The organism is Streptomyces sp. JLSY215, from assembly GCF_059682825.1.
The window spans coordinates 815,859-841,451 of the sequence record NZ_CM185022.1; the positions used below are offsets into that span (position 1 = coordinate 815,859).

25 protein-coding genes are annotated in these 25,593 nt (G+C 70.9%); 12 read left to right on the top strand and 13 right to left on the bottom strand.

The window, feature by feature from the left end:
* The first annotated feature begins 81 nt into the window (after positions 1-81).
* Positions 82-678 carry a Type-2Aa cytolytic delta-endotoxin gene (locus tag AC5677_RS03545; RefSeq protein WP_497193530.1) on the top strand — a complete coding sequence of 199 codons (597 nt, stop codon included), beginning with the start codon at positions 82-84 and terminating at the stop codon, positions 676-678.
* Positions 679-764: 86 nt separating this feature from the next.
* Here the strand turns inward: AC5677_RS03545 and AC5677_RS03550 are convergent, their stop codons facing one another.
* The 3 genes from AC5677_RS03550 to AC5677_RS03560 all read right to left on the bottom strand — a co-directional run bounded on the left by AC5677_RS03550 (position 765) and on the right by AC5677_RS03560 (position 6,837).
* Positions 765-1,829: an LCP family protein gene (locus tag AC5677_RS03550; protein WP_497193531.1), complete on the bottom strand. Its 1,065-nt coding sequence runs from the start codon at positions 1,827-1,829 to the stop codon at positions 765-767.
* A gap of 161 nt (positions 1,830-1,990) precedes the next feature.
* Positions 1,991-4,090: a bifunctional polysaccharide deacetylase/glycosyltransferase family 2 protein gene (locus AC5677_RS03555; protein ID WP_497193532.1), complete on the bottom strand. Its 2,100-nt coding sequence runs from the start codon at positions 4,088-4,090 to the stop codon at positions 1,991-1,993.
* Between the two features lie 1,274 nt (positions 4,091-5,364).
* A complete protein-coding gene (locus AC5677_RS03560) occupies positions 5,365-6,837 on the bottom strand; it encodes a hypothetical protein (protein WP_497193533.1) in 1,473 nt (490 codons plus the stop codon).
* Between the two features lie 209 nt (positions 6,838-7,046).
* On the opposite strand from AC5677_RS03560, the gene AC5677_RS03565 reads away from it, so the two are divergent.
* On the top strand, positions 7,047-7,370 hold the full coding sequence (locus AC5677_RS03565; protein ID WP_497193534.1) for a hypothetical protein: 324 nt from the start codon (positions 7,047-7,049) through the stop codon (positions 7,368-7,370).
* 9 nt (positions 7,371-7,379) lie between these two features.
* On the opposite strand, the gene AC5677_RS03570 is transcribed toward AC5677_RS03565, so the two are convergent.
* Positions 7,380-7,799, bottom strand: coding sequence for a tautomerase family protein (locus tag AC5677_RS03570; RefSeq protein ID WP_497193535.1), 420 nt, complete (start codon positions 7,797-7,799; stop codon positions 7,380-7,382).
* Positions 7,800-7,957: 158 nt separating this feature from the next.
* Between AC5677_RS03570 and AC5677_RS03575 the strand changes: the two genes are divergently transcribed.
* Positions 7,958-8,866, top strand: a complete 909-nt coding sequence (locus AC5677_RS03575) for a LysR family transcriptional regulator (protein WP_497193536.1) — start codon at positions 7,958-7,960, stop codon at positions 8,864-8,866.
* Between the two features lie 42 nt (positions 8,867-8,908).
* Here the strand turns inward: AC5677_RS03575 and AC5677_RS03580 are convergent, their stop codons facing one another.
* Positions 8,909-10,105: an MFS transporter gene (locus AC5677_RS03580; protein ID WP_497193537.1), complete on the bottom strand. Its 1,197-nt coding sequence runs from the start codon at positions 10,103-10,105 to the stop codon at positions 8,909-8,911.
* Positions 10,106-10,178: 73 nt separating this feature from the next.
* On the opposite strand from AC5677_RS03580, the gene AC5677_RS03585 reads away from it, so the two are divergent.
* A complete protein-coding gene (locus AC5677_RS03585; protein ID WP_497193538.1) occupies positions 10,179-10,937 on the top strand; it encodes a DeoR/GlpR family DNA-binding transcription regulator in 759 nt (252 codons plus the stop codon).
* Between the two features lie 30 nt (positions 10,938-10,967).
* Here AC5677_RS03585 and AC5677_RS03590 read toward each other — a convergent pair whose 3' ends face one another.
* From AC5677_RS03590 to AC5677_RS03600, 3 genes are all read right to left on the bottom strand, one after another.
* A complete protein-coding gene (locus AC5677_RS03590) occupies positions 10,968-11,891 on the bottom strand; it encodes an LLM class F420-dependent oxidoreductase (RefSeq protein ID WP_497193539.1) in 924 nt (307 codons plus the stop codon).
* A gap of 59 nt (positions 11,892-11,950) precedes the next feature.
* Positions 11,951-12,286, bottom strand: a complete 336-nt coding sequence (locus tag AC5677_RS03595) for a putative quinol monooxygenase (RefSeq protein ID WP_497193540.1) — start codon at positions 12,284-12,286, stop codon at positions 11,951-11,953.
* 312 nt (positions 12,287-12,598) lie between these two features.
* Complete coding sequence (locus tag AC5677_RS03600) at positions 12,599-12,895, bottom strand: SHOCT domain-containing protein (protein ID WP_497193541.1); 297 nt, start codon at positions 12,893-12,895, stop codon at positions 12,599-12,601.
* 274 nt (positions 12,896-13,169) lie between these two features.
* Between AC5677_RS03600 and AC5677_RS03605 the strand changes: the two genes are divergently transcribed.
* From AC5677_RS03605 to AC5677_RS03615, 3 genes are read left to right on the top strand one after another with little or no spacing between them, the layout of a single operon-like run.
* Positions 13,170-13,697, top strand: a complete 528-nt coding sequence (locus tag AC5677_RS03605; protein ID WP_497193542.1) for a (2Fe-2S)-binding protein — start codon at positions 13,170-13,172, stop codon at positions 13,695-13,697.
* A gap of 11 nt (positions 13,698-13,708) precedes the next feature.
* Entirely contained in the window at positions 13,709-14,704 is a 996-nt protein-coding gene (locus tag AC5677_RS03610; RefSeq protein ID WP_497193543.1) for an FAD binding domain-containing protein, read from the top strand.
* The gene (locus AC5677_RS03615; RefSeq protein ID WP_497193544.1) at positions 14,701-16,986 is read left to right on the top strand and encodes a xanthine dehydrogenase family protein molybdopterin-binding subunit; all 2,286 of its coding nucleotides are present in this window, start codon (positions 14,701-14,703) and stop codon (positions 16,984-16,986) included. The genes AC5677_RS03610 and AC5677_RS03615 overlap by 4 nt, the downstream gene beginning before the upstream one ends.
* Here the strand turns inward: AC5677_RS03615 and AC5677_RS03620 are convergent.
* From AC5677_RS03620 to AC5677_RS03630, 3 genes are all read right to left on the bottom strand, one after another.
* A complete protein-coding gene (locus AC5677_RS03620) occupies positions 16,947-17,888 on the bottom strand; it encodes a trypsin-like serine peptidase (RefSeq protein WP_497193545.1) in 942 nt (313 codons plus the stop codon). The two genes, AC5677_RS03615 and AC5677_RS03620, sit on opposite strands and share 40 nt — an antisense overlap.
* Positions 17,889-18,201: 313 nt before the next feature.
* Entirely contained in the window at positions 18,202-19,092 is an 891-nt protein-coding gene (locus AC5677_RS03625) for an alpha/beta fold hydrolase (protein ID WP_497193546.1), read from the bottom strand.
* Between the two features lie 121 nt (positions 19,093-19,213).
* Entirely contained in the window at positions 19,214-19,621 is a 408-nt protein-coding gene (locus tag AC5677_RS03630; protein ID WP_497196496.1) for a HEAT repeat domain-containing protein, read from the bottom strand.
* 182 nt (positions 19,622-19,803) lie between these two features.
* Between AC5677_RS03630 and AC5677_RS03635 the strand changes: the two genes are divergently transcribed.
* The gene (locus AC5677_RS03635; protein ID WP_497193547.1) at positions 19,804-20,196 is read left to right on the top strand and encodes a hypothetical protein; all 393 of its coding nucleotides are present in this window, start codon (positions 19,804-19,806) and stop codon (positions 20,194-20,196) included.
* 188 nt (positions 20,197-20,384) lie between these two features.
* Positions 20,385-20,867 (top strand): DUF2867 domain-containing protein, encoded by a 483-nt coding sequence (locus AC5677_RS03640; protein WP_497193548.1) that lies wholly within the window; start codon positions 20,385-20,387, stop codon positions 20,865-20,867.
* Between the two features lie 80 nt (positions 20,868-20,947).
* Here the strand turns inward: AC5677_RS03640 and AC5677_RS03645 are convergent, their stop codons facing one another.
* Positions 20,948-21,871 (bottom strand): glutathione S-transferase C-terminal domain-containing protein, encoded by a 924-nt coding sequence (locus AC5677_RS03645; protein ID WP_497193549.1) that lies wholly within the window; start codon positions 21,869-21,871, stop codon positions 20,948-20,950.
* Positions 21,872-22,156: 285 nt separating this feature from the next.
* Positions 22,157-22,279 (bottom strand): putative leader peptide, encoded by a 123-nt coding sequence (locus AC5677_RS03650; protein ID WP_497193550.1) that lies wholly within the window; start codon positions 22,277-22,279, stop codon positions 22,157-22,159.
* 164 nt (positions 22,280-22,443) lie between these two features.
* On the opposite strand from AC5677_RS03650, the gene AC5677_RS03655 reads away from it, so the two are divergent.
* The 3 genes from AC5677_RS03655 (at position 22,444) to AC5677_RS03665 (ending at position 25,202) form a co-directional block, all read left to right on the top strand.
* Entirely contained in the window at positions 22,444-22,902 is a 459-nt protein-coding gene (locus AC5677_RS03655) for an RrF2 family transcriptional regulator (RefSeq protein ID WP_497193551.1), read from the top strand.
* 342 nt (positions 22,903-23,244) lie between these two features.
* The gene (locus AC5677_RS03660) at positions 23,245-24,516 is read left to right on the top strand and encodes an acyl-CoA dehydrogenase family protein (protein ID WP_497193552.1); all 1,272 of its coding nucleotides are present in this window, start codon (positions 23,245-23,247) and stop codon (positions 24,514-24,516) included.
* Between the two features lie 569 nt (positions 24,517-25,085).
* A complete protein-coding gene (locus AC5677_RS03665; protein WP_497193553.1) occupies positions 25,086-25,202 on the top strand; it encodes an azolemycin family RiPP peptide in 117 nt (38 codons plus the stop codon).
* Positions 25,203-25,593 lie beyond the last annotated feature (391 nt).

Below are 25,593 nucleotides of genomic sequence, written 5' to 3' on the forward strand. Positions count from 1 at the left end.
ACCCGGCGCAGCGGCCGGGAGTGCGGGCGGCATACTTGCCCCTCGGCGCGACGCGATCATTCCCGCAGATGAGGAGCAGTCATGGCCGACCAGCCCGCCGCCGAGAAGACCACCTTCAAGACCGTCTTCGAAGTGGGCCCCGCCGCCCTGGAACAGGCGCAGGGCATAGCCGACACGTTCCAGCACGCGATCGCTCCGGCGACCGTGGACTACGACTTCGGCGAGATCAGCGGTGCGGCGAGCGCCGTCCCCGACAGCTCGACGGTCAAGATCATCCGTGGCTGGGGACTCCAGGAGACCGCTCCCACCGGCGTCATGGTGCTCTCCCTCAGGGAGGCGGTCCGCCAGGCGCTGACGCATCCCTTCGGCAACCCGGCCTTCTGGGAGAAGGCCGAGGCGGCGCTCACGGACGCCTTCATCGGCCTCGGCGAACAGGAGGGCACGCACCTCTCGTTCCACGGGGACGCCGCCGACAGCACGAGCTACTACTACAACCTGCTGTTCGCGCTCCAGGACGAGGAAACCGAGGAGCACGTCTACGCCATCGCCTTCTGCGCCGATATCACCGTCGCGCTGGACGCGGCGATGGCCCGCACGCTGACCCTCGACGATGTCGCGCAGTACACGATCCGGCTCAACGCCATCGCCCTGCGGCAGAAGCTCCGCCCCGCCGCCTGATCGCCGCTCAGGGCGGGGAACGGCGCTCCTGCCTGCCGTTTCCCCGCCCTGACGCGTCGCGCCCGCCCAGGCGGTCGTCACCCGTCCTATCGGGTCTTCCCGCCCTTGACGTCCACCGGCCGGTCGTCATTGAGCTCGTCGAACAGCCGCCTCGCCTGCGCCTTGTCCCAGAGGATGGCGCTGCCCTTGGAGGTGGGGATACCGATGGCGGACACGGGGACGTTGATCTGCTTGCCGCGCCCGCTCGTCACGTTGCTGACCGCCCGGAACATCTCCGTGAGGTCCAGCAGGCCGGTGTCCCGGTCGACGATGAGCGTGTCCAGGCCGGCGTCCAGCGCGGCATAGAGCGCGAACGGGTTGAGCACGGTGCCCGGCGCCGCGGCGCGGTGGGCGAGGGCGGAGAGGAACTTCTGCTGGTTCCGGGTACGGCCCAGGTCGCCCTGGGCCTCCTGGTGGCGCTGGCGGACGAAGGCAAGCGCCGCGGTGCCGTCGAGGGTTTGGCAGCCCTTCTTGAAGTCGGCTCCGGACTTCTGGTCCTTGAGGTTCCGGTCGAGGCAGATCGGGACGCCGTCGACGGCGTCGACGAGGTTCACGAAGCCCGCGAAGCCGACCTCCACATAGTGATCGATCGTCAGCCCGGTGCTGTGCTCGATGGTCCGCACCAGCATCTTGGGGCCCCCGAGCGCGAACGCGGCGTTCAGCTTGTTCTTCGCCGGGGCGTGGCGCTTGCCCGTCATGGGGCTGGTGTATCCGGGGATGGTCAGCCAGGAGTCGCGGGGCAGGCTCACCATCGTGGTGCCGCCCGCGCCGGTGTGCAGCAGGATCATCGAGTCGGTGCGGCGGCCGCCGGCCGATCCGGTGTGCAGGTCCTTTTTCTCCCGGTCGGTGAGGCCTTCGCGGCTGTCGGATCCGACGAGGAGGTAGTTGGTCCCCTTGCCGGTGTGCTGCGGCCGGTCCGGCGCGTCGAGATCGACCGTGCTGTTGAGCTTGCTGTCGGCCCAGGCCAGGGTGCCGGCCGGAAGGGCCACGAGCAGGACGAGCACGGCCACGGCTATCCGCCGCAGTGGCCGCCGTCGCCGGGAACGGTGGGACCGGCGCCTTGGGGCGCCGCCGCTCTGCCGCCCCTCCCCCGTTGCCGGCGGGTTGTTCATGCGCTCACTCTCCTCGGTCGGTTGGGCGGTCGTATGAGGGGTCATGGATGGGGTCATGGATGGGGTCATGTGAGGGGTCATGTGGCGGCGTGCTTGGTCGGCCGCCCGGCCCGTCACCCGGTCGTTCATCCGGCCGCTCACCCTGTCGTTCATCCGGCCGTTCACTTCGGCGACAGGCTGCTCGGGTACGGGACGGGCTCCTTGAGCAGGTACTGCGTGGCGCTGCCGGAGCGGCGCATGCGGTGCCACTTGAGCCGGGTGCCGAGCAGGGCCGTGACCACGGACTGGATGACCACGAGGTACAGCAGCTGCCGGTAGACGAACAGCTGAAGCGGCAGTGCCCACAGCGCACCGAGCTTCTCGTGGTCCAGCCGCAGCGCGTACCCCGCGGTGACGAGCTGGACGGCGAGGAAGGCGAGCCACACCCCGACGGCTTGCGCGGTGTCCCCGAAACACACCCCGTACAGGGCGAAGACGTCGACGACCGGCGCGATCAGCGGCAGGACGATCTGGAACAGGGCGAGATAGGTGAGCCCGCGGCGGCCGAAGCGTCCGGCCGGGCCGAACTCCACCACGGCGTGCCGGTGCTTCCACATCGACTGGAGCGTTCCGTAGCACCAGCGGTAGCGCTGCCGCCACAACTGGCTGAAGGTGTCGGGCACTTCGGTCCAGGCGATGGCCGTCTCCTCGTAGACCACGCGCCGGCCCACCCGCCACAGCGCCATGGTGAGATCGGTGTCCTCGGCGAGGGTGTCGTCGCTGATCCCGCCGATGGCGGTCAGCGCGTCCCGGCGGAACGCGCCGATGGCACCGGGAACGGTCGGCATGCACTCCAGCACCTCGAACATGCGCCGGTCCAGGTTGAACCCGAGGACATACTCCAGGTGTTGCCATCTGCCCAGCAGCCGGCTCCGGTTGCCCACCTTGGTGTTGCCGCTGACCGCGCCGATCGTCGGGTCGGCGAGCGGCTGGATCAGCCGGTGGAGGGCGTCCTGCTCGAAGACCGTATCCGCGTCGATCATGACGATGATCTCGCAACGCGCGTAGCGCAGGCCCGTGCCGAGTGCCCCGGGTTTACCGGAGTTGGGCTGCTGCACCACGGTCACCCGCGGGTCGTCGATGCCGCGGGCGATCTCCGCGGTCCGGTCCGTGGACCCGTCGTCGATGACGATGATCTGCAGATCCTGGTGGGTGGATGCGAGGAGCGAGCGCACCGTGGCTTCGATGCCGGCCTCCTCGTTGTGCGCGGGAACCAGCACCGTCACCGGCTCGGTCACCTCGCGCAGCCGGGCCGCGCCGGAGCGGTGCCGGTGCCGTCGTCGCACATGAACGCGGGCGAGGAAGGCGAGCAGCACCAGCCGGAGGATGCCCAGCCCGCCCGCGATGCCCAGCGCCCAGGTCATCGAGCGCGCGAAACGGTGCCCGAGGGACTGTGTCCAGATCAGCGCCTCGCCCTGGGCACGCTCGGGCCAGGAGGCCGGCGTGGTGAGCGAGGGCCGCCCGAGTCCGCCCGTGACGGTGGTGAACCGTCCCACGTCCGGGTCGGCCAGCAGCTTGCTCGCCTCCTGGTACCCCAGGGCGGTCTGGCTGTACTGCCGCACCACGCCCTGTGGGGGCTTACGGGTGTGGTGGGTGGCGGCGACGAGAAGGTAGCCCTGGTCGGAGGCGCGCCGTGCGGCGGACCATTCGGCACCGCACAGCGTGTCGGCGGTGGTGGTGTGCGGCAGCCGCAGCAATCGGCTGTTGATGTCCGCGGCCCCTGCCAGGGCGGTCTGGGTGAGCGAGAGTTCCAGCTGGGAGCGGACGGTCGAGGCACTGCCCAAGTCGCCGCCGGTGTAGGTGTAGGAGCCGATCTCATGGCCCTCGTCGCGGATGCGCCGCACCAGGTCGGGATGGCGGGCCGCCTGCGTTCCGTAGAGGAAGAAGGTCGCATGCGCATGGTGGTCACGCAGCAGGTCGAGCAGCCGCGGCGTCCACACCGGGTCCGGCCCTCCGTCGAAGGTGAGCGCGGCGGTCCGGTGCGGCATCTGCGCGGTCTCGGCGGTGCCGCCGGTGACGCGGAGCACCGGGTCTCCGTTGTCCGCGGACTTCGGTATGGGACTCGTACACGCCTGTCTGGTCCGGGCCCCGTCGACCTCATGAGTGGTCCAGCCCTCGAAGAGCAGGGACGTGGCGACTATGGGGAGGATCAGCAGCAGCAGTAACCAGTGCCAGCGTGGGGGGCGGCTCAGCGCGTGTCGCCCCTGCCCTGACAACGCCACAATGGGCCCTTTCTGTCGAGGAGACATGCCACGTGCGAGGCGCGCGTCCGCGCCGGCCCGCCGTGGCGGCGGGCGCGGGCGGACACGCCTCGGTGCTTTACCGGGGAGGTTTCACACCCAGCGGGTGGGTCTCACCGGTCCGGCGTTTCTCACGGGGCAGGGGTGGTGTCGTTGTGGGCCCGGGATCGGTGGTGCTCAAGGGGTACGGCCTGCCCGGGGGCACCGGAGCGCGCCGGCGGACGGGCGCCGTTCGGGACACCGGGCTCATGGCGTGTGGTGCGTTTCGGGAGCGGGTCGGCCTTTCCGGGCAGCGGATTTCCGTCCGGTTGCAGGAGGCCGCCGAAGGCGACGACCAGGAGCACGAGATATCCGGTGCATATGCACCCTACGGTCAACGCTGCGTGTCCCAGGAACCGTCGACGCCTCCCTGAGGCATCGACAAATACGGGACGATTCCGTTGCTTACCGGGGCGACTGCTGTGGGGGGTAGCGGTCATGGAGCGTGAGTGTAACCAGAGACCCACGAAAGAGAATAGGAAAGATCTTGCCGCCCCCTTCGCCACCGGATGACCAGGGCAATGGCGGCGCCACCAGGGCCGAACTCCTACCCCTCAATTACGCTCTCACTCGCCAACATACCTATTCACGCGGTCCGGTGGCCTGCACCGGCTCTCCCCCGGCCCCGTCGCGAGCGCCCGCGACGCCGTCGAGGCCCTCCGCGGACGCCCTTGAGGAGTTTTGCGCCCGTCCCGCCGAGCGATGGCTACTGTGAAGTAACTCACGCCCACCGATGATGCCCAGCGGATATGCTTCCGGCTCAACTCCCTTCCGTGGCGGTAGGCAGCAGGAGCGCTCCGCCCTGCCCGGGGTGTCGTCGGCGGGAACGGCCCCATCCGGCGCATGCGAGCGGCCGCCGACCGGGGACCGCGCGCGTCTCGATGACGAGGCGTCGCAGCCGGCGCGGAGGAAAGGGAGACCGACAGCCGGGAGCACACCCGGGGTGGGTATTTTCCGACCCCCTCGGAGAGATGTACGGCACCAACGGACGGCCGCCCAGCGGCCTTTACGGAGCGGAATTCCCCGCCATTTCTCTGCTCCGCCCCCTTTTGCCGTCGCACGGCATTCCCGCCGACAAGTGAACACGTGAACCGGACATCTCCGCTCAAGCCACGGAAAGCGCCTTTGAGCCGCTTCGAGCCGCGCCGCCGGATGCCGCGCCCACCGTATGGACGCGGCACCCAGCACGCGCGCAACGCGCACTCCCTGGCCGAATATCAGCCCGCGATGATGCTGCCGAACTGCGGTGCGCCCGCGGTCGAGAGGCCCGCCGCGGCGGCCCCGACGAAGCGGGAGCCGGTGGTGGTGAGCTGGGCGCCGTCCGAGGGCAGCGTGACGATCGCGCCGTCGCCGCCGTCCTCGTAATTGGCCCCGACGGTCAGATCGGCCTTCTTGTCCCCGTTGAGGTCGGAGAGGAACACCTCGCCCCCGAAGAGGTCCCGCTTTTCGTCGCTGCCGGGGACGCCCGGCGAGTTCTGGTGGAAGTACTGGACGTGGTGCGTGGTGTCGATACCGGACGGCGAGCCGCGCAGTACGGTCACCGCGCCCGCCTCGCTCACCCCGTCGATGGTCTCGGACGCGACACCGATCGCCAGATCCTGCAGGCCGTCGCCGTTGATGTCGCCCAGGGAGACCTCGTACCCGAATTTGTCTCCCTTCTCGGAACTGCCCGGTACCGCACCGGAATCCTGGGTGATGGTGTCGACGAGGTCGAGCCGCGGACCGCTCGCCGAGCCGTGGACGACGCTGACCTTGCCGCCCTTGGTGGCGCCCGGGACCCGGTCGTCGAAGTGCATTCCGGTGACCAGATCACCGAAACCGTCGCCGTTGACGTCCCCGATGGCGGTGATGTAGCCGCCCGGCAGCCGCTTGGCGCGGGCGCCCGACAGGCCGGAATCCGTGCCGGGCAGGTAGTAATTGACGCTGGCGTGCGGGGCGTTCTTGTCGTAGGCGCTGACGACGAGGTCGGCGTACCCCTGGTCGGTGACCTCGCCCGACGTCAGCTGGAGGATGCCGTTCCCCTCCCCGAGCACGGGCAGGCCGATGGCCGCGCGCGCCCCGGACGTCCCGGCGCGGCTGAAGCCGCCCTTGAAGACGTGCAGCGTCGCGGAGGAGGCACCGACCGCCAGGTCCGCCGTGCCGTCGCGGTCGAAGTCGCCCGCGGCCAGTGCCGCGCCGAGGAGGTCGTGCTGCGACGGCGCGGGATCGGCGAGCGTGACGCTGCCCTTCCCGGAGAGACCGCCCGCCGCACCCCACAGGATCTGTACCGTGCCGCCGTCGACGTCGCCGGAGACGTCTTCGTACGGGGCCGATACGGCGAGATCGGCGAAGCCGTCGGAGTCGAAGTCGCCGACCGCGAGGGCGGCGCCGAAGAGGTCACCGGCCTCGGCCGCGCCCGGGACTCCCGGGGAGTTCTGGCTCAGCGTGGTGCGCCGCGCGGCGTCCACGCCCCGCGGCGAGCCGTAGAGCACGGTGACGGCGCCGGCACCCGTCTTGCCGTCGACGGTGGCGACGGGCGCGGCGACGACGAGGTCGCGGTAACCATCGCCGTTGAAGTCTCCCTGCCGGCCGTTGCCGGCCGTCGCGGCGCTGTCCGCGGCCGCGGCGGGGCCGGTGGCGGCGGTCAGCAGCCCGGCCGCCAGCGCGGTGGCTGTCGCGGTGGCCAGGGTCGTACGGAGGTACTTGGGCATGCGGGCTCTCCTGCTGCCTGTGGGATGCGGGCATCCACGGCGAACGGTGTGCGGAATGCTGCGTCCGGACCGGCCTTCTCCCTTTGTCCGGACGGCAGTTGGCGAACAGGAGACCCCTGGGAGAGCGTGATGGTTGTAGCGAATGCGTGAAGTCGCGGTGATGAGGAGGTGACGGCGGCGGGTCTGCCCGCGCGGGGTAGGGTCGGCGCATGCTGATCCGGTTACGGCGCCCGTGGCGCGCCAGGCTGGCCGTGGCCTGCACCGTCCTGGTGCTCGCCGCGGCCGGAGCGACGCTGCTGCTGCGGGACATGGCGCCGCCCCCGTACCAGCCGCCGCGGGGCCTGCCCCGGACCCCGGGCGTGACGCTGCAGGTCACCTACGAGAGCAGGCTCGAACGCGATGCCCCGCCCGGCCCGGCCACCCTCGCCGGAGCCGCCGTGCTGGCGGTCGCCGGATGCCTGGGCATCGCGGGCTGTCTGATCCGCGGACGGCGCCAGGGCCTGCCGGCGGCGCCAGGATCCGCCGCCGGCTGACCCCGGCCGTCATCCGACGACCTCGGCGCCGGCCGGCTGCGACACGCTCCGGTAGTGGTCGAGCTGTGTGACACCGTTGTAGCCATAGCTTTCGGGGTGGAGTTCGTACAGCGCGACTCCGGCGACCGGAGGCAGTGCGCCCAGCGTCTCCCGCAGCAGCGCATAGGCCCCGGAGATGAACCGCGCCCGCTCGTCGGCGCTGTTGGTGCCCGCGGTGATGCTCACCTCCACATGCGCGCCGGTGGCGTCCCGGACCGGGCGGCCGGCGATGAAGAAGTGGTCGGCCGGGACCAAGTTCACATGGACCGTGGTGCGGGCGGCGGACTTCCCGAGCGCGGTGACGGCCAGGTCCGTCAGGCCTTCGGCGAGTGCCTGACGGCGGGCGGGCGGCAGCTGGGGGTCGGAGACGGTGACGCGGATGAACGGCATGGGAGGACGCCTTTCCAGGAGCGGGAGGGAATGCTCATCACCCTTTCCGATCAGGCAGGATGAGTCCAACACAGATCATCGATGGCTCATGAGGGCGCCTCATCGGCCGACTATGAGGGCGCCTCACGACGAGGCGCGAGGAGGCGAGGAGAGGCATCGTGGCGCTGAATCTGCCGCAGTTGCGGGCGTTCGTCACGGTCGTCGACGCGGGCGGCTTTGGTGCGGCGGCGACGGAGCTGGGCCTGAGCCAGTCGGCGGTCTCGCACGCCGTCGCCTCGCTGGAGCGCACCCTCGCGGCCCCGCTGATCGTGCGCTCAACTCCCGTACGCACCACGGCACTTGGCGATGTGGTGCTGCCCCGGGCCCGCTCGGCCCTCGCCGCGACGGACGCGATCTTCGACGCGGCGGCCCGGCACGGTGCGGCAACGGGCGGCACGGTGCGCCTCGCCGCCACGCCCACCGTCTGCCAGGGCCTGCTGCCCTCGCTGCTGCGCCAGTGGGCCGAGCGGCTGCCGGCCATCCGTATCCGGGTCTTCGAAGGCAGCGGCGAGGAGACGGAGGCCTGGCTCGCGAGCGCGGCGGCCGACGCCGCCGTCCTGGTCGACCCGCCCCCGGCCGCCGGCCCGGCGGAGCCCGGTACCGGCAGTGGTGCACTGCTGGTGACCGATCCCTTCCTCGCCCTGCTCCCGCAGGACCACCCCTTGGCGGACGAGGAGACCGTCCACGTCGGGGACCTGGCGGACGACCCGCTGGTCCTCTCCCCGAACGGCTGCGAGCGGCACATCCGCACCATCCACCAACTGGCGGGGGCGCAGTACACCCCGGCCCATCGCGTACGGGACCTCGGCACGCTCATCAGCATGGTCCAGGCCGGCCTCGGCATCTCGATCCTGCCGGAGGTCTCCCGTCCGCTGGTCCCGGACGACCTCGTCCTGGTGCGGATCACCCCGCATCACAGCAGGCGCCTCGTGCTGTGCGGTCCGCGGGAACGACCCTGGTCACCGGCGGTACATGCCCTCGTGGACGCCGTGACGCGGCTGCCGGAGGGCGCGATCGGCGCGGCGTGACGCCCAGGGGGAGTTCCGGGCGTTCGGGGAGTTCGGAGGCGTTCACGGCTGTGGGACGGTCTCGGCCTCCCGACGCGGCGCATCGTGGTGTGCGGACCGCAGGATGCCCGCCGTGCAGGCGGCGGTGAGACAGAACGTCACGGGCAGGAAGAACGTGAGATTGAGCGGGATGAAGTGGGTCAGCGGCCCCATGACGGCGGGCCCGGCGAGCATGCCCAGGTAGCCGAGGCCGGCGACGCGCGAGACATTGGCTCCGGCCGCGTTCGGGTCGACGTGGCCTGCGGCGCTGAAGAGTTGGGGGATGCAGCCGGAGAGCCCGGTACCGAAGAGGGTCCAGCCGATCAGCGCCAGCGGTATCCACGGTGACAGCGCCGCCATCGTCAGTCCGAACGCGGCCACGGACGCGCCGTGGCGGACGATGAGCACCGGGCCGAAGCGCGCGGCCATCCGGTCGGTCAGCAGCCGGCCGATGGTCATGGCCGTGGCGAAGGCGCCGTAGGCGAGGGCGGCGGTGGCGGCGGGCGCGTCCAGGACGTCCCGCAGATGGAGCACGCTCCAGTCGTTGGCCACCCCTTCGCACAGCATCAGCATCAGGGCCAGGGCGGCGAGCACCCAGATGCGCCGGGGCGTCCGGCGCCGGGCCGTCGCCGCGGCGGGGTCCGGCGCGGGGCGGGTGGTGGGTTCGGGCCGCAGCAGCGCGGGGGCGGCCAGTGCGGTGACGAGGAGGCCGAAGAGCGCCACCGCGCCGAGGGTCGCGGGCGGACTCCAGCCGCGGTCGAGAGCGCGGGCGCCGACCAGCGCGGCAAGGACGCCACCGATCGAGAAGGTGGCGTGGAAGGCGGACATGACGGGCCGTCGGTAGCCGCGCTCGACCTGGACGGCGTGGGCGTTCATGGCGACGTCCAGGCAGCCGTTGCCGAACCCCAGCGCCAGCAGCGCCGCGCCCAGCGTCCAGCCGCTCGTGGCCGCGCCCGGCAGGACGAGCGCGGCGCTGCACAGCGCCGCACCGGCCGGTACGACGGTGCGGGCACCGAAGCGGTCGGTGAGCGGGCCGGCGAGCTGCATACCCGCGAAGGCCCCGGCGCCGAGCAGCAGCAGGAGCCAGCCGAGCACGGCATGCCCGATCCCGGCGCGGTGTTCCACGACGGGGATGTGGACGACCCACATCCCCATGAGGAAGCCGTTCAGGGCGAAGTAGGCGAACGTGGCCAGCCGACCGGCCCGCAGTGATTTCTCCATGCGACCGAACATATCGAACAGTCTTGATGTTCGAAAGCTTGCCGATCGAACGTGTTCGATGTTCAATTCGAGGATGGCGAGCACAGACAGGCTCAGGCAGATCACCGACGCCGTGCGCGAGGCAGGCCGCATCGGCGTCACGGAGCTGGCCGCACTCACCGGAGCCTCGGAGATGACCATCCGTCGCGACCTGGAGGTCCTGGCCGACCAGGGAGTTCTGGAGCGCTATCGCGGCGGCGCACGGAGCTTGCTGCTGCGCGGTGACGAGCCTCCGTTCGCGCTGCGGGCCCAGGAGGGGCAGGAGGCCAAGCGGCGGATCGCCGCCGAGGTCGCCGGGCTGATCGCCGACGGCGAGTCCGTCGTTCTCGACAGCGGCACCACCTGCCTGGAAGTGGCCCGCGCATGGGAACACCGCCGCCTGACCGTGCTGCCGCTCTCCCTCCACGCGGTCAATGCCCTGACCGGGGCGCCGCACCTGACGCTGTTGGTGCCCGGTGGCCGACCGCGTCCGGGCGAGCTGGCGCTCACCGGCCCGCTGACCGTGGCATCGCTGGCCGCCCTGCGCTTCGATACGGCCGTCATCGGGTGCTGCGGAGTGAACGCGGCGGACGGCCTGACCGCCTACGACCTCGACGACGCCGCCGTCAAACGCGCCGCGATCGCCTCGGCCCGCCGCGTCATCGCCGTCGCGGAGGGCGGCAAGCTCTCCCGCACCGCCCTCGCCTTCGTCGCCCCCGCCGCCGCCCTGCACGCCGTCGTCACCGACGAGACCGCCCCGGACGGGGAGACCCAGGCGCTGACGGCGGCGGGAGTGACCGTGCGGAGGGCCTGAGCGCGCAGGGGGACGCCGCGGCCGGCGGGCTCAGCCCGCCAGCTCCCCCAGAAGGGCCCAGGTGCGGCGCCGGTCGGCATCCCCGGCGACCTCGGTCCCCGAGAACACGACCTCCGTCGCCCCGGCGTCCCGGTAGCGCCGCACCTCGGCGGCGACCGTCCGCTCGTCGCCGATCACGGCCACATCGGCGGCCCGCTTACCTCCGGAGAGCTCGATGACGCGCGCGTAGGACGGTATCTGCTCGTAGAACGCGAGCTGTTCGGTGACCGTCTCGCGCACCGCGTCGGCGTCGTCGGTGACCACACCATGGACGAGAGCGACGATCCGGGGCGCGGGACGCCCGGCCGCCTCCGCCGCCGCGGTGACGGCCGGAACGATGTGTTCGGCCAGGGCGCGGGGCCCCGCGAGATAAGGCAGGATCCCGTCCGCCAGCTCACCGCTGACCCGCAGCGCCTGCGGCCCCATCGCGGCGACGAGCAGGGGCACGCCGGCCTCCGCGCCCGGGACCCGCGCGGGGATCGGGGTGCTCGCGGTGAGCAGCTCGCCCTGGAAGTCGGCCGCGCCGGTCTCGGTCAGCTGACGGAGCGCCGTCAGGAATTCCCGCAGCCGCGCGACGGGCCGCTCGAACGGTATGCCGAAGCCGGACTCGGTCAGGAGCTTCGTGCCGAGCGCGAGCCCGAGGTGATAGCGGCCGTGGGTGGCCGCCTGGGCGGTCTGCGCCTGGCTGGAGACGAGCAGCGGATGGCGTCCGAAGACGGGGATCGCGGACGTGCCGACCTGGAGGGCCGGCACTTCGCGCCCGACGATCGCCGCCAGCTGGGGCGAGTCGGCACCGAAGGTCTGCCCGAACCACGCGGACCGTAGCCCCGCGGCCGCAGCCTCCGCGGCGAGCCGCACGGAGGCGTCGATCTGATTTCCGGCGTCGGTTGCGTTGAGCGCTACTCCTAGAGTCATGTCAGCTGGAAACGACGTCAGTTGGCCGCCTATTCCGACAACTCCGGGAAAACGTTGCCCTATTCAGGGCTGCGCGGCGTGAGTTCGCCCATCAGCCCCCAGCCGTCCATACCGGGGATCTCGGTGCTGACGATCTGCGGCCGCTCGGCCACCGCGTACGACATGACCTCCATCGCGGTCTTGAAGTGCTCGGACTCCACGTGCTCCTTGCCCGCTTCACCGTCGCGGAAGCCTTCGACCAGCACGAACTGGTGCGGGTTGTCGACGCTGCGGGACCACTCGTAGAACAGGTTGCCGGGTTCGCTGCGGGTGGCCTGGGTGAAATCGTCGACGAGGTCGAGCCATTCGTCGCTGCGCTCGGGACGGACGGTGAATTTCACGGTGATGAAGATCATGGCGCTGGTCTTTCGGAAAACGAGGACGGGTGTGATGCCTGGTCGGCGCGGCGGCATGCACGAGAGTTCATACGGCGGCCGATGAGAGCGAGGCTACCTTCTCCGGCCCGCCCGGCGATGCGCCGCATACGTCCTCAGATATCGAGGCCACTTCTGATTTCCTCGTCCTCGTCCTCGTCTTCGTCCCCCTCCAGTCGGCACCGTGAACGCGTCGCCGGCCGTCCAATTCCGGGATGGTGAACACGCGGTAGGCCGTGGATTCGGTGCCGTCATCCGCGCGATGGTGCAGCGAATTCTCGTTGTCAACGGCGGTCAGGGTTTTTCCGGATCACCGCGGGACGAGCGGAGCGTGGCCAGGCGCCGGCGGTACTCCTCGTCCTCGATCTCGCCGCGTGCGTACCGTTCGGCGAGGATCTGCTCGGGGTTGGGTCCGCCGGGCGGGCGGTCGCCGCGCCAGCCGGTCTGTTCGCCGGCAGGGGGCGCCGTACGGGCCAGGGCTCGGTAGAGCAGCACACCGGCCGTGATGACCAGCGCCCAGAACAGGACGATGCCGAGCGTCATGGCGAACCAGCCCCAGGCGCCTGCGCCGTGGTTGTACCAGAACAACATCGCGCTTCACTTCCCAGCTCAGGCGAGGTGCGGGCCGGGTGCTCGCAGGTGTTCTCCTGTCCATTCTCGCTCCCCGCCGCAGCCGTGGCGGGGTGTCGTGCGAGGCGGGCGCCCGAGGGCGGTCCGTCCACCGATGCGCTCTTGCCGGGGCCCGGCCGCCGGGCGTCGCGAATCGTTACGAGGAGCCACGGACCGTGGCATTCCGGCACGGGTCGCGCCCCGTCGGCAGATGAAACAGGATGAAATTCCGGCCACCGGCCAGTGGAGGTAACCCGTGTCCGCTCCAGACATCCCGTCCCGGGCGCCCGCGGCCGCCGTTCTCCCGGAGCGCGGCCCCGACCCGGTGAAGGTCACCCTGTCGGTCAATGGCACCGACCATTCCTGTGAGATCGAGCCACGGGTCAGCCTGCTGGATGCGTTGCGTGAGCACCTGGCTATGACGGGTGCCAAGAAGGGGTGCGACCAGGGCACATGTGGTGCCTGCACGGTGTGGGTCGATGGGCGTCGGGTGCTGGCCTGCCTCACGCTGGCGATCGCCTGTGAAGGGCACGAGGTGACCACCGTCGAGGGTCTGGCGGACGGTGACGAGCTGCACCCCATGCAAAGCGCCTTCATCGAGCAGGACGCCTTCCAGTGCGGTTACTGCACCCCGGGCCAGATCATGTCCGCGGTGGCCCTGCTCGCCGAGGGCCATGCCGCGGACGACGCCGAGATCGGGGAGTGGATGAGCGGCAACCTCTGCCGTTGCGCCGCCTATCCCCACATCCGGGCCGCCATCCGCGCGGTCCGCGACCAAACCTGAGGAGGCCTGCCGTGCGGCCCATCAGTTACTCGCGCGCCGATGCCGTGGCCGATGCGGTCGCCACCGTCGCCGCCGATCCCACCAGCGACTTCCTGGCCGGGGGCACCACCGAGATCGATCTGCTGCGGCAGAACGTCATGCTGCCGCGCCGGCTCGTGGACATCAACGATCTGCCCCTGGGCCGGATCGAGGACCGGCCCGACGGCGGCCTCTACATCGGCGCCCTGGCCCGGATGAGCGAGGTGGCCCGGGCCCCGGCCGTACGGGAGCGCTATCCGATGGTCGCGCAGGCGCTCGTCCTCGGTGCCTCCGCGCAGCTGCGCAACATGGCCAGCATGGGCGGCAACATGATGCAGCGGGTGCGCTGCGCCTACTTCCGCGATGCGACCTCACCGTGCAACAAGCGCGATCCGGGCAGCGGATGCAGCGCTCTCGACGGCTTCCACCGCGGCCACGCCGTCCTCGGCGTCAGCGATCACTGCATCGCCACGCATCCATCGGACGTCGCCGTACCGCTGATGGCGCTGGACGCCCGCATCCATACCGAAGGTCCCCACGGCCGGCAGGTGTACCCGATCGACGCATTCTTCCTGCTGCCCGGGGCCACGCCGCATCTGGAGCACCCGCTGGAACACGGTGAGCTGGTGGTGGGCATCGAGGTCCCGGGCCTGCGCACGGCCCGTACCTCCCGGTATCTGAAGGTCCGCGACCGCGAGTCGTACGAGTTCGCCCTGGCCTCCGCGGCCGCCGCGATGACCGTGCGGGACGGCGTCATCAGCGACGTACGGCTCGCGCTGGGCGGGGTGGCGACCAAGCCCTGGCGAGCGCGCCGCGCGGAGGAGATGCTGCGCGGGGCGCCCGCCGACACCGAGACCTTCCGACGGGCCGCGCGCGAGGAGCTCCTCCCCGCCCGCACCAGGCCGCTCAACGCCTTCAAGGCCGAGCTGGCCCAGCGGACCCTGGTCCGGGCCCTGCAGTCCCTCACCCACCCGGAGATTCCGTCATGACGACGACCCTCGCGATCGGGCAGCCCACCGACCGGGTCGACGGCCGCCACAAGGTCACCGGCAGCGCGCAGTACTCCTCGGACATCTTCCTCGGCAACATGACCTATGCCGTCCTGGTCGGCGCCCGCGTGCCGAGCGGCCGGATCATCCACATCGACGCCGAGGAGGCGTGGGAGGCCGGCGGGGTGCTCGCCGTCCTCACCCACGAGAACCTGCCCAAGGCCGCCGCGCAGCCCCCGCTGATCCCCTCGCTCGCGGGGATGCCCGCCCCGGGACAGACCTTCTTCCCCTTCCAGGACGACGTCGTGCACTACACGGGGCAGCCGGTCGCCCTGGTGGTCGCCGACACCCTGGAACGCGCCCAGCACGCGGCCGCGCTGATCCGTATCGCCTACCGGGAGACGCCCTCCGTCACCACCCTCGACCAGGGGCGTGACGCGGCCTACGAGCCCGAGGCGATCTTTGCCGGCTTCATCCCGGGGCGGACCGAACGCGGCGATGTCGAGGCCGGGCTGGCACGCGCCGACGTACGGATCGATGCCACCTACGCCTTCGCCGCCAACAACCACAATCCCATCGAGCCCTCGGCCACCACCGCGGCCTGGGACGACGACCAGCTGATCCTCTACGACGCCACGCAGGGGGTGGCGGCCACCCAGCTGACCGTCGCGGCGCTGCTCGGCCTGACCCCCTCGAAGGTGCGCGTCCTCTCCCACTACGTCGGCGGCAGCTTCGGGTGCAAGGCCATGATCTGGGCGCACCCGGCGCTGGCCGCACTCGCCGCCCGCGAGGTCCAACGGCCCGTCAAACTCACCCTCACCCGGGAGCAGATGTTCACCTCCGTCGGCCACCGGGAGGAACAGGAACAGCGCATCGAGCTGGGCGCGGACAACGAGGGCCATCTCACCGCGCTGCGGCACCACAAGCTCTCGCCCACCTCACCGTTCGACGACTGGGCCGAGCCCTCCCTCGGTGTCGCCTCCCAGATCTACGCCTGCGGCAACTACGAAGGCGTCTACCGGCTGATCCGCGCCAACACCATGACGCCCACCTTCATGCGGGCGCCCGGCGAGGCGTCCGGCATGTTCGCGCTCGAATGCACGATGGACGATCTGGCCCACCGGCTCGGCATCGATCCGCTGGAACTCCGTCTGCGCAACCACAGCGACACGGACCCCAGCACCGGTTATCCCTGGTCCAGCAACGGGCTCAAGGAGTGCTACGCACGCGGCGCCGAGCGCTTCGGCTGGCACCGGCGCAATCCCGAACCCCGGTCCCACCGCGACGGCAACTGGCTGATCGGCTACGGCATGGCCGCTTCCGGATATCCCGTCTACGGCCCGAACAACCCGCAACGCGCGCGGGCCCGCCTGTACGCCGACGGCACCGCCGTGGTCCAGGCCGCGACGCCCGACTTCGGCACCGGGGTGGCGACCGTGATGACCCAGGTGGCCGCGGATGCGCTCGGCCTGCCCTTCGAGCGGTGCCGCTTCGAGGGCGGTGACACCACCCTGCCGACCATCGCCGCCGCGGTCGGCTCCTCGGGAGCGGGCATGATCAGCGCGGCCGTGCACACCGCGGCGACCCATCTGCGCGACCAGCTCGTGGCGCAGGCCGTCGCGGACGGCCAGTCGCCCCTGCACGGCGCCGATCCCGCGGCCGTCACCGTCCAGGACGGCCGCATGATGCTGCGCGATGCGCCCGGAACCGGGGAGAGCTACGCCGATCTGCTCCACCGCAACGTCCTGCCCGACGTCGAGGCGGCCGGCTCCTGGTCTCCTTCGCCGCGGAGCACCCGCTACGGGATGATGACGTTCGGCGCCCAGTTCGCCGAAGTCGCCGTCGATCCCGATCTCGGGCTCGTCCGGGTCCGCCGGATGGTCGGCGCCTTCGCCCCCGGCCGGGTCCTCAACCCCAAGACGGCCCGCAGCCAGCTGATGGGCGGGATGCTGTGGGGGCTGGGCCAGGCCCTGCTGGAAGCCAACTCCATGGACCCGCGACGCGGCCGCTGGGTGGCGGCGAGCCTGGGCGACTATCTCGTGCCGGTCAATGCCAACGCACCCGACGTGACGGTCGAACTCATCGAAGTGACGGACGAGATCGTCAATCCGCTCGGCGTCAAGGGCGTGGGCGAGGTCGGCCAGGTCGGCGCCGCCGCGGCCATCGCCAATGCCGTCCGTCACGCCACGGGGCGCCGCATCCGGAAGCTGCCGCTCACCGTCGAGGACCTGCTCCAGGATCCTCAGCGCGGTGCGGCGGGGGTGTCGCCGAAGACGGCGTGAAGGTAGAGAGCCAGCGTGTCGCGGGTGAAGTAGGAACTGTAGGAGACATCGGGGAAGTCGCCGCCCGTGTGGTAGCCGCCGATCACTCCGATGAGGGCGTAGCCGGTGAAGTCCCTGACCAGGAAGGGCCCGCCGGAGGTGCCGCCGATGTATCCGGCGCAGGCGATCTCGAGGAAGGAGCCCGGGGCGGCGGGGTCGGTGCTGGTGTACCGGTGTGTGGCGGAGGTGCAGTCCAGCGGCTTGGGGTGGGTGGTGTCGCTGTTGCCGGGGTAGCCGATGAGCCGTACCTCGGGGTGCCGGTAACCCGGGTAGGGAAGCAGGTCGAAGCCGCCGGTCGCGTCCTCCACCTCGGTCCCGTCCTCACCCGCGGCGAGGCGTACGACGGCATAGTCCCAGCGGGCGCCGGCGCCCGTGCCGAGGTCGTAGTAGCGCTGGTCGATGTAGATGCGGTCGACGGGGAAGATGCCGTACGGCTTGATTCCGTCGTGGTACTGGGGCACGAACGACAGATGGCGCTTCGGGTCGGGCGACCGGAGGCAGTGCCCGGCGGTGACCACGAGGTTGCGGTGCGGGCTGCGGACCACCGTTCCGCCGCAGAACCGGCCGGTGTTGTTCCCGTCCGTCCAGAAGAACGTGCCGACCTGCGGAATGCCGTCGAAGGGGTGACTGGGCGGAGCGGGATCGGCGGCCGGGCGCGGGGCCGACGCACCGCGGCTGACGGAGGCCGGGCGGGCGGCTCGCATCCGCTGCGATGTCCAGTAGGTGTCGTCCGACACGGCCGAGTGCCCCGGGACGCCGGCGGCACGCGCGAGCGGTCCGGGCAGGGCGAGCAGCGGCAGGCCGACCAGCGGAGTGGCGAACAGCAGGGCGATCAGGGCACGTACGGCAAAGGGTCTGCTCATGGGCGGGGTCCTTTCGCGGGCACGGCGTACGGAAGGAACGTGACGGGATCGGACGCGACGGGACGGGACGGGTGCGAGGCGCGGGGACATCGTCGTACGGCGGGAGGTGCTTGACGAGAGGGCCGCGCCGGGTTCGGCCCAATAGGCCGCCCGTCGGAGCAGGCTCCGCGTGAACTCCTCCGGCCTTCCCGACCGTTGGGCACCACCGCTCAGGAGCCGACCCGGATGGAGGTGGTACGGCGGTATGCGGCATGGGGGCTCACTGCCCCCGGCGCACCTCGCTATTCCTACGCGATGGCGCAGCGCCCTCGCGTTACGGAGTCTCGCGGAATTCCTGGCCTTCCCTGTCCTCCAGTGACTCCAGGAACTCCAGGATCAAGCGGTCGAGCGCGGCGGCGTGGTGGAAGGGCATGCCGTGGTGTGAGAGGCCGGGAAGCACGACGGTCTCGGCATGGGGCAGGAGCCGGCGCGCGGCCGCCTCGACGCGTCGGCTGTGATGCGCCCGGCTGTCCGCGGCGAGCACCACCAGGGCGGGTACCGTCAAGCCTTGCAGCTGAGGCGACCGCGGGCGCTTGCCCACGATGGCCTTGGCGTCCGGGAACTCGGCGGCCAGAGCGTGCAGTTCGCGCCACGCAGGGTCGAGTTCCGCGTGGCGGGTCTCCCAGGCGAGGAAGGCGCGGGCCCGCTGCGCCGTGGGCCTCAGGAGCAGGGGAAGGGCACGCAGCAGGTATCCGGGCCGGAAGCCGGCGAAGCACTGGGTGGGGTCGAGGAGGACGAGCCTGCGGACGCGGTGCGGTGCGCGGAGCGCGTAGGTGAGGGCGAGCCAGCCGCCGTACGAGTGCCCGCAGAGGTCGGCGGTCCCCTGGCCCAGGCCCAGTCCGTCGAGTACGCCGTCCAGCCAGTCCAGCAGATCGTCGACGGACCGCATCGGACGGTCACCGCGGCGGCTGCGTCCCGCCTCGCCGATCCGGTCGACGGCGTAGACGCGCCGCGTACGGGCCAGATCGGCCACGTTGGCGTACCAGACCGTTGAGGTGGTGCCGCCGCCGTGCAGCAGCACCAGCGGCTCGCCGTCCTCGGGGCCGCACGCGGTGACCCGGGTCGTGCCGTACGCCGACGTGAGGTCCACCCGGTCGACGGGCACGGGCCAGCGGGCGAGCACGGCGTCGTAGGCCGCGAGGAAGCGCGTCAGGTCTTCGGTCACCGGATCCCCCTGGGCAGATGCGTCGCCCGGCAATTGTCGAGCACGTGCCAAGTGAGCATCGCGTCGGGGGTGTTCTCCGGTCCGCCGAGGGCAGCGGTGGGCCACTCCGACGCACATCACCTCACCATCCTGCGCCGGCCATCCATGCCGAGATCTCCCCGGCACCCCGACGCACAGCCGCTTCCGGGTCCCCGGCGAGCTGCCTGCAGACCGCTTCGAGGTCCGGCGCGCCGTCCGGCCCCGCAAGCGCGTCATGCACCCCGGTCAGCAGCCAGTCGACCCGGCTGTCGTCGCCCTCGACCACCGCGAGAGCGATGAGCCTTACCGCGGCCGCGGTTCCCACCTGGGCCAGGGCCTCTGCCGTCTGCCGGGTCACGGCCGTGTCTTCGACGTCCAGCAGCAGCCCCACCAACGCCTCCGCAGCCTCAGGAACATCGGCGAAGGCAGCAAGGCCACGCCCGGCACGAACACGCTGCGCCCACGAAGGAGACGAAGCCTCAACCAGAACCGTCTCCCACGCGCTCATCATCTCCGACACAGCCAGACAGTCTCATGCCCCACGAACGAACGGACAGCGGCCACCCTCGGACCTGTCGACTTCCGCGAAAAGTGGGGTGCAGCTCCACCCGCGCCTCCGGCATGATCCATGCCACCCTCACCGTCCACCTCACCCATGCACCAAATGCATCATTGGCCGGAAAGGACCCACTCATGGCTCGCAACGGTAAGAAGCCCCGGCGTCTCGTCGTCGGCGACGAGACGTTCCTCTGGTCAGTGAGACATCACCACACCGTCGACCAGGGCCGGTCTCGGGAATGCAGCGAAATCCTCACCATCGGCCGCATCGGAGCGCGCGGCCGGCTCCGGATCGTCTTCCGAGAAAGCGTCGGCCGGTTGGTCCCCGATGGTTATCTTCACTCCGGCGGCGTCGGCACCGGCAAGGGCAAATTCCTGAACCTCCACGAGCCGGGCACCGTCAGAGCCCTGCTCGACGAGGCCCTAGCCGGCGGTTGGCAACCGGACAATCCGCCAACTGAGCAGAGAGACGGCTGGGACCTCTTCGAGACGGTGGTGGCCCGCCGTGACCTGACTCCACCTGACTGAGGCCCGCTGCGCGACCGCCGAGGCATTAGGGATGAAGGATGAAGGGGGTGAGGGATGAGGGATGACGAATAAGGGCTTTCGCCTGCAGAAGTCCCCGCACGCCCACGGTCCTTCAATCGCCGTCACCAGTAGGTACGTTCGAGGCGTCGTTTCCGGCCTCCCCACCGTCACCGAAGGAGCCGTCCGCCATGACCACCCCGCGCGCGCAGCGCACCGAAGTGCCTCGACGGCTTCGACCCGATGGGCCAGATCATGCGGCTTCCCACTACGCCTCGGCATTCGCGCTACTGGATCCGGACGCGTCGTCCCGGACGCCCGAGCAATGGGCACGGGCCGCATTCGAAGACGCGCCGGCTCCCCTCCGGTGGTTTCTGGTCATGGGCTGGACCCTCGTCCTGGGCCTTCGGCTGGGCCCGAGGTCGTCGCCGGGTCACGTCCTTGGGTGGCCGATCTCGGATTCCGGCAGCGCCTCGCTCAGCCTCGTCTCCCGCTCCGGCCTGATAACTGCTCACAACATCGTGACGGTGGACGATTCGACCGTGATGTGGGTGACCTTCGTACGCTTCAACCGACGCCTCGCCCGCCCGGTGTGGGCCACGGTGGCGCCGATCCACCACCTGGCGATCCCCTACCTCCTCAGGCGCGCCTCTCGCTCTCGTTCCCGCCCCTAGGCAACGGCGCCGGCGAGGCCCGCGTCCCCGAGACATCACCGTCGCGGCCCCGCCCCCGCCTCCTCGCCTCCCCCATCCGCTCAGGGGAGGACCGACGTAACCGGCCCGGACCGGAACGCCGCCGTCCAGTCCACGATCTGCACCGCCGCCCCGGCGGCCTCCTGCCCCTGGCAGCGGGCGTGATGGCGGCGCGCGATGCCGTCCAGATCGAGGTGGGCACCGAAGGCGGGGAGGGCCGCCAGACGGCGGGCGTACGACCACAACCGCCGGTGGTCCGCGATGCGGTGTACGGCCGCGGCGTCCAGATGCCAGCGGTGCACGGTGTCGAGTTGTACGAGCGTCACCCACAACTGGACGTCGGCGGCGGTGATTTCGTCGCCCAGGATGTATTCGCGATCGGCCAGTCGGCGGTCCAGTGAGTCCAGCGCTTCGAGCAGGGTGCCCAGCGCGGTCCCGTACTCCGAGCTGTCGGCGCCGAGTCGGCCGGCGCTCTGCGCGGCCTCGTTGAGCTCGTGCTCGCAGAGCCGCCCGATCGCGTCGATGTCGTTCTGGGCGTGGTCCGGGTACAGGTCGGGTCCCGCGCCGCCGAACCGCTCGGCCAGGTCGCGCAGGATGTCAGGGGTGTGCGTGCTGACGATCCGCCCCGTCCACCCGTCGCTGAGCGCCGGTGCCGAGGCCGGTCCGGGGTACTGGTGCGAGCTGGCCTCGTACAGCGGGCGCAGCGAGGAGTACTCGCCGCCCGGACCGTCGGGGACGGCGGGCAGCAGCGAGACCGGGAGCGTGCCATCGAGGTCCAGCAGGCTGTGGGTGATGGCGATTCTCAGACAGAGCGGACAGGAGAGGGAGAGATGCAGGCGGTAGCGGTGCGGCACGGCGTAGTGGCCGCTGCGCGCATCGCAGCCGATCCTGCCCCGGAGGGACGGCACCAAGGCCTGGGACGCGGGTGACGCAGGTGACGCAGGCGATGCGGAAGACGTGGAGGTCACGGCAGGCGACGCGGTCATGCTGACTCCCGGGGGACTGGGAACGGGGACTGGAGCTGGGACTGGGACTGGGGGCTAGGACTGGGGCTGGGCCGAGACCGGGACGGTCTCGCGGGCGTACGGCGGAGGGGCCGGGCAAACGGCGGCACGGGCCCCTGCGTGGCCGATATGCGTCGTGCAGGCTTACCTACGGAAGGACCCGCGGCGAGCGACGGCAAGGGGGCACCGTCGACGCACGTCCGGGTACGCGGAGGCTTCGGCGCGGGACGGCGTACGGCGGGAGGGGGCGGGCCGCCGGGTATCGCCTCAGCGCAGGGAACTCGCCGCGCTGCAGACGCGCAGGAGGTCGATGTGCCGGCGTGAGGTCAGAAGGGGAAGCGGCTGGGCCGCGCGGACCGCGCGGTCGTCGTCCAGCGCTGTGTGCCCCATGAATTCCCACCCGTTCACTAGGGTTCCCGCCCTTGAGTGTCGAGCCACCGTCGAGCCGCGTCAAGGGTGGTGCAGCGGCGCGGTCCGCGGTCCGGGGCCCGCCGGAGAGGGGTCGCGTCCAGCCCGGAGACCCCTGAGCCCGCCCCCTGCGGGATAATGGCCCCATGCGGATTTCAGCCAGAGCGGACTATGCGGTGCGCGCCGCCCTGCAACTCGCTGACGCCCGGGATGCGGGGCCGCTCAAGGCGGAGGCTATCGCCGACGCCCAGGACATTCCACACAAATTCCTCGAAGGCATCCTCAACGACATGCGCCGGGGCGGACTCGTCCTCAGCCAGCGCGGCGGCAATGGCGGCTACCGGCTGGCCAAGGCGGCGGAGGCCATCAGCATCGCGGATGTCATCCGCGTCGTGGACGGGCCGCTGGTGTCGGTACGCGGTGTGCGCCCGCCGGAGTTGTCCTACACCGGCCCCGCCGAGTCACTGCTGCCGCTGTGGGTGGCGCTGCGGGCCAATGTCCGTCAGATCCTCGACGGCGTGTCACTGGCCGATGTCGCGTCGGCCAAGCTGCCCACCACGGTTTCCTCGCTGACCGAGGATCCCGCCTCCTGGACCAATCCCTAAGGGACCACGGGGCTACGGGGGGGCGCGGGACCACCGGCACGGGGCCACGGGCTACGGAGCTACGGGCAGGAACCCCATGCAGACGGCACCGCCCGCTCCCCCACCCCCTGGCGCACAGTCCAAAATCGAACCCTCAACTGTCCACCCCTCGAACACCCCTTGCCCGGCCCGGAGTCCGGAAGCATTCTGTTCCCTACCAATCCAGTGGGAAAACTAGGGAAGTCGGAGGTGACGGCGGCGGCCATGAGAACGCCGATCCGTACCCCCACCCCGCCGCGTCACCTCCCGACCGACGCACACCGGCCCACCCCCACCCCACCCGACAGGACGGTGACCGGCACCATGCCAAAGAAGTCCGCAACCCGACCTTCCGCCCCGAAGCCCCACCACGCGACGGAGGAACGGATGTGGCCACGCGTCACGCGCGAGCTTGCGGACGACCTCGCCTTCGACGCGCTCACCCGTGACCGCGCGGGCAAGCCGCCCTTCGACGAGATCGCGCGGCTGCGCGAAGCGGGTCTGCCGGCCCTGTTGCTGCCGCCCGGCCCGCTGGGCAGAGGCAGTGACTGGCGTACCGCCTGCGCGGTCATCCGGGAGATCGCGGCGGCCGACGGCTCCCTCGGCGAACTGCTCGCCCGTCACTACGTCCTGTCCTGGAGCCCTCGCTTCTTCGGCACGCCGGAGAACGCGGAGGCTCTCGAGTTGTCGGCGGCCGGGGAACAGTGGATCTGGGGCGGCAGCACCGATGTCCCGGGGACGGAGGCGGAGTCGGCCGCGGGGCCGGAGCTGACCCTCACGCCGGTCCCGGGTGGGTACGTCCTCAACGGGCGCAAAACCTTCGCCGCGGGCGTGGCCGTCACCGACCGGCTGGTAGTCGCGGCGCACTGTACCGATTCCGGCGAATCGCTGATCGCGCTTGTGGACCCGGCCCACCCCGCCGTGACGAGCACCCCGGAGCACGACCGCCTCGGGCAGCGCCTGACGGGAGCCGGCAGCGTCGGGTTCGACAGCGTCCCGGTGCGCCCCGACGACATTCTCGGCGCCGTCCCGCGCGACGAGCACGATCTTTCGCCCTTCGCCGCGCTCGCGCCCCTGGCGCTGCGGCTCGCCCTCGCCCATGTCGCCCTGGGCATCGCCGAAGGTGCGCTGGCCGAGGCGCGGGACGTCAGCCGCGCCACACCGCGCGCCTGGCCGGCCACCGGCCCGGACGACGGCGCCTACGGGGACCGCTCGGGCCGGGATCCGTATCTCCTCCTCGCTTACGGCGAATTGGTGGCCGCCGCCCACACCGCCGCGGCGGTCGTCGAACCGGCGACGGAAGCCCTGGCCAGAGGACTCCTGCTGGAACAGGACCTCGGGGTCGACGAGCGCGCCGACATCGCCGTCCTCGTCGCCGCGGCCGAGGCCGTCACCAGCAGATCCGCCATGCTCATCACCACCCGCATCATGGAACTCACCGATGGCGCCGACTCCCCCGCCGACGGCCCGGGGTTCGACCGCTTCTGGCGCAACGCGCGCGTGCTGACGGCACAGGGCTCCCCCACCCACAGCCTCCGCGATATCGGCGATCACTACCTCAACGGGACGCATCCGGCCTTGACCTTGCGCATCTGAGGAGGAGCGGCGGGCCCGCCCCCACGGATGGCAACGAGGGGTATCCGGCCAAGCATCGGCCGGCACATCAAGGGTGCCGGCATGCTGCCGGACCCGTGGGTCCGGGCCGCGCTTCGGCAGTGGCGCTCCGGCCGTTGGTGGCGTCGCCGTCCGGGCGGCGGCAGGGAGGCCGGGGAGAAGGGTCGGCAACGCCGATACCGGGGAGGTCCGGTCCCGTACGCGCAAAGTGGTTCCCCGGGGATGACGCGACGCCAGTGGCGGTTTTCCCGTCGGTCGGCCCTCACGGAAGCGGCCGTCCGCGACGTCATCGGAGCCCCCGGCACTCACATGCCCCATATTCGTACGCGAAATCGAGCGTAATAGGCCGCGCTCTATTATCCCTGCATTTCAAGCCACCGAGAGCGACTCTTGGCCTTGTAGGATTAATCGCCGATCCGGCCAATCCTCCCGCCTTCCTTGACGCCGAATGGCCATGTCCGCCGAAATGGATCCGGGCGCCGTTATCGAGAGTTCGGCGAGAACGGCGCACGTCGGTAGCGACAGTTCAACGAACGGGAAGGGCAACCGCCGTGAACGAAGAAGAAGAGCTGTTCGAGGAGATGTCGGTTTCGGAGTCGGAGACGGCATTCGCGGGCCACAGCTGTCTCTGCTGGGTCGCCGAGTACGACGCCGAGCCGGCCGAGTAGCGAGGTCAAGTGCCTCCCGGCCTGGTCGTTTTGGCCGGGAGGCGCTTTCGTCGCGGCGCGAGGGATTGGGCGGGTTGGACGGATCGGCGTGGCTGATCGAGCCGACTTCCGCGATCGGGCGGCGCGAAGGGCTTTTACCGATCGCCCCTGTACGCCCCTCCTTTGCGCATGCCCCTTGCGAGGCGTTCCGTTGCGCGTTGTTCACCCAGAGCCATTACCCATAGCCCTTACCCATAGCTCTTGCACACAGCTCTTGCGCACAGCTCTTGCGCATTGCCTTTGCGTAAGGGCTGTGTAACCGTCCCCTGCTCTTCGAAGGCGGAATGAATTGGAAACGAGCCCGGACCCGTCGGCCGCCGCACGCTCCGCTTCCCTGACGCCCCGGCGTGAC

Coding starts and splice junctions, on each gene's coding strand:
- AC5677_RS03630 (WP_497196496.1), bottom strand. CDS start 19,621: ATGATGAGCGCGTGGGAGACGGTTCTGGTTGAGGCTTCGTCTCCTTCG.
- AC5677_RS03590 (WP_497193539.1), bottom strand. CDS start 11,891: ATGACTCTAGGAGTAGCGCTCAACGCAACCGACGCCGGAAATCAGATC.
- AC5677_RS03620 (WP_497193545.1), bottom strand. CDS start 17,888: ATGAGCAGACCCTTTGCCGTACGTGCCCTGATCGCCCTGCTGTTCGCC.
- AC5677_RS03550 (WP_497193531.1), bottom strand. CDS start 1,829: ATGAACAACCCGCCGGCAACGGGGGAGGGGCGGCAGAGCGGCGGCGCC.
- AC5677_RS03565 (WP_497193534.1), top strand. CDS start 7,047: ATGCTGATCCGGTTACGGCGCCCGTGGCGCGCCAGGCTGGCCGTGGCC.
- AC5677_RS03570 (WP_497193535.1), bottom strand. CDS start 7,799: ATGCCGTTCATCCGCGTCACCGTCTCCGACCCCCAGCTGCCGCCCGCC.
- AC5677_RS03660 (WP_497193552.1), top strand. CDS start 23,245: ATGCCAAAGAAGTCCGCAACCCGACCTTCCGCCCCGAAGCCCCACCAC.
- AC5677_RS03560 (WP_497193533.1), bottom strand. CDS start 6,837: ATGCCCAAGTACCTCCGTACGACCCTGGCCACCGCGACAGCCACCGCG.
- AC5677_RS03585 (WP_497193538.1), top strand. CDS start 10,179: ATGGCGAGCACAGACAGGCTCAGGCAGATCACCGACGCCGTGCGCGAG.
- AC5677_RS03650 (WP_497193550.1), bottom strand. CDS start 22,279: ATGGGGCACACAGCGCTGGACGACGACCGCGCGGTCCGCGCGGCCCAG.
- AC5677_RS03645 (WP_497193549.1), bottom strand. CDS start 21,871: ATGACCGCGTCGCCTGCCGTGACCTCCACGTCTTCCGCATCGCCTGCG.
- AC5677_RS03635 (WP_497193547.1), top strand. CDS start 19,804: ATGGCTCGCAACGGTAAGAAGCCCCGGCGTCTCGTCGTCGGCGACGAG.
- AC5677_RS03580 (WP_497193537.1), bottom strand. CDS start 10,105: ATGGAGAAATCACTGCGGGCCGGTCGGCTGGCCACGTTCGCCTACTTC.
- AC5677_RS03640 (WP_497193548.1), top strand. CDS start 20,385: ATGACCACCCCGCGCGCGCAGCGCACCGAAGTGCCTCGACGGCTTCGA.
- AC5677_RS03600 (WP_497193541.1), bottom strand. CDS start 12,895: ATGTTGTTCTGGTACAACCACGGCGCAGGCGCCTGGGGCTGGTTCGCC.
- AC5677_RS03595 (WP_497193540.1), bottom strand. CDS start 12,286: ATGATCTTCATCACCGTGAAATTCACCGTCCGTCCCGAGCGCAGCGAC.
- AC5677_RS03545 (WP_497193530.1), top strand. CDS start 82: ATGGCCGACCAGCCCGCCGCCGAGAAGACCACCTTCAAGACCGTCTTC.
- AC5677_RS03615 (WP_497193544.1), top strand. CDS start 14,701: ATGACGACGACCCTCGCGATCGGGCAGCCCACCGACCGGGTCGACGGC.
- AC5677_RS03655 (WP_497193551.1), top strand. CDS start 22,444: ATGCGGATTTCAGCCAGAGCGGACTATGCGGTGCGCGCCGCCCTGCAA.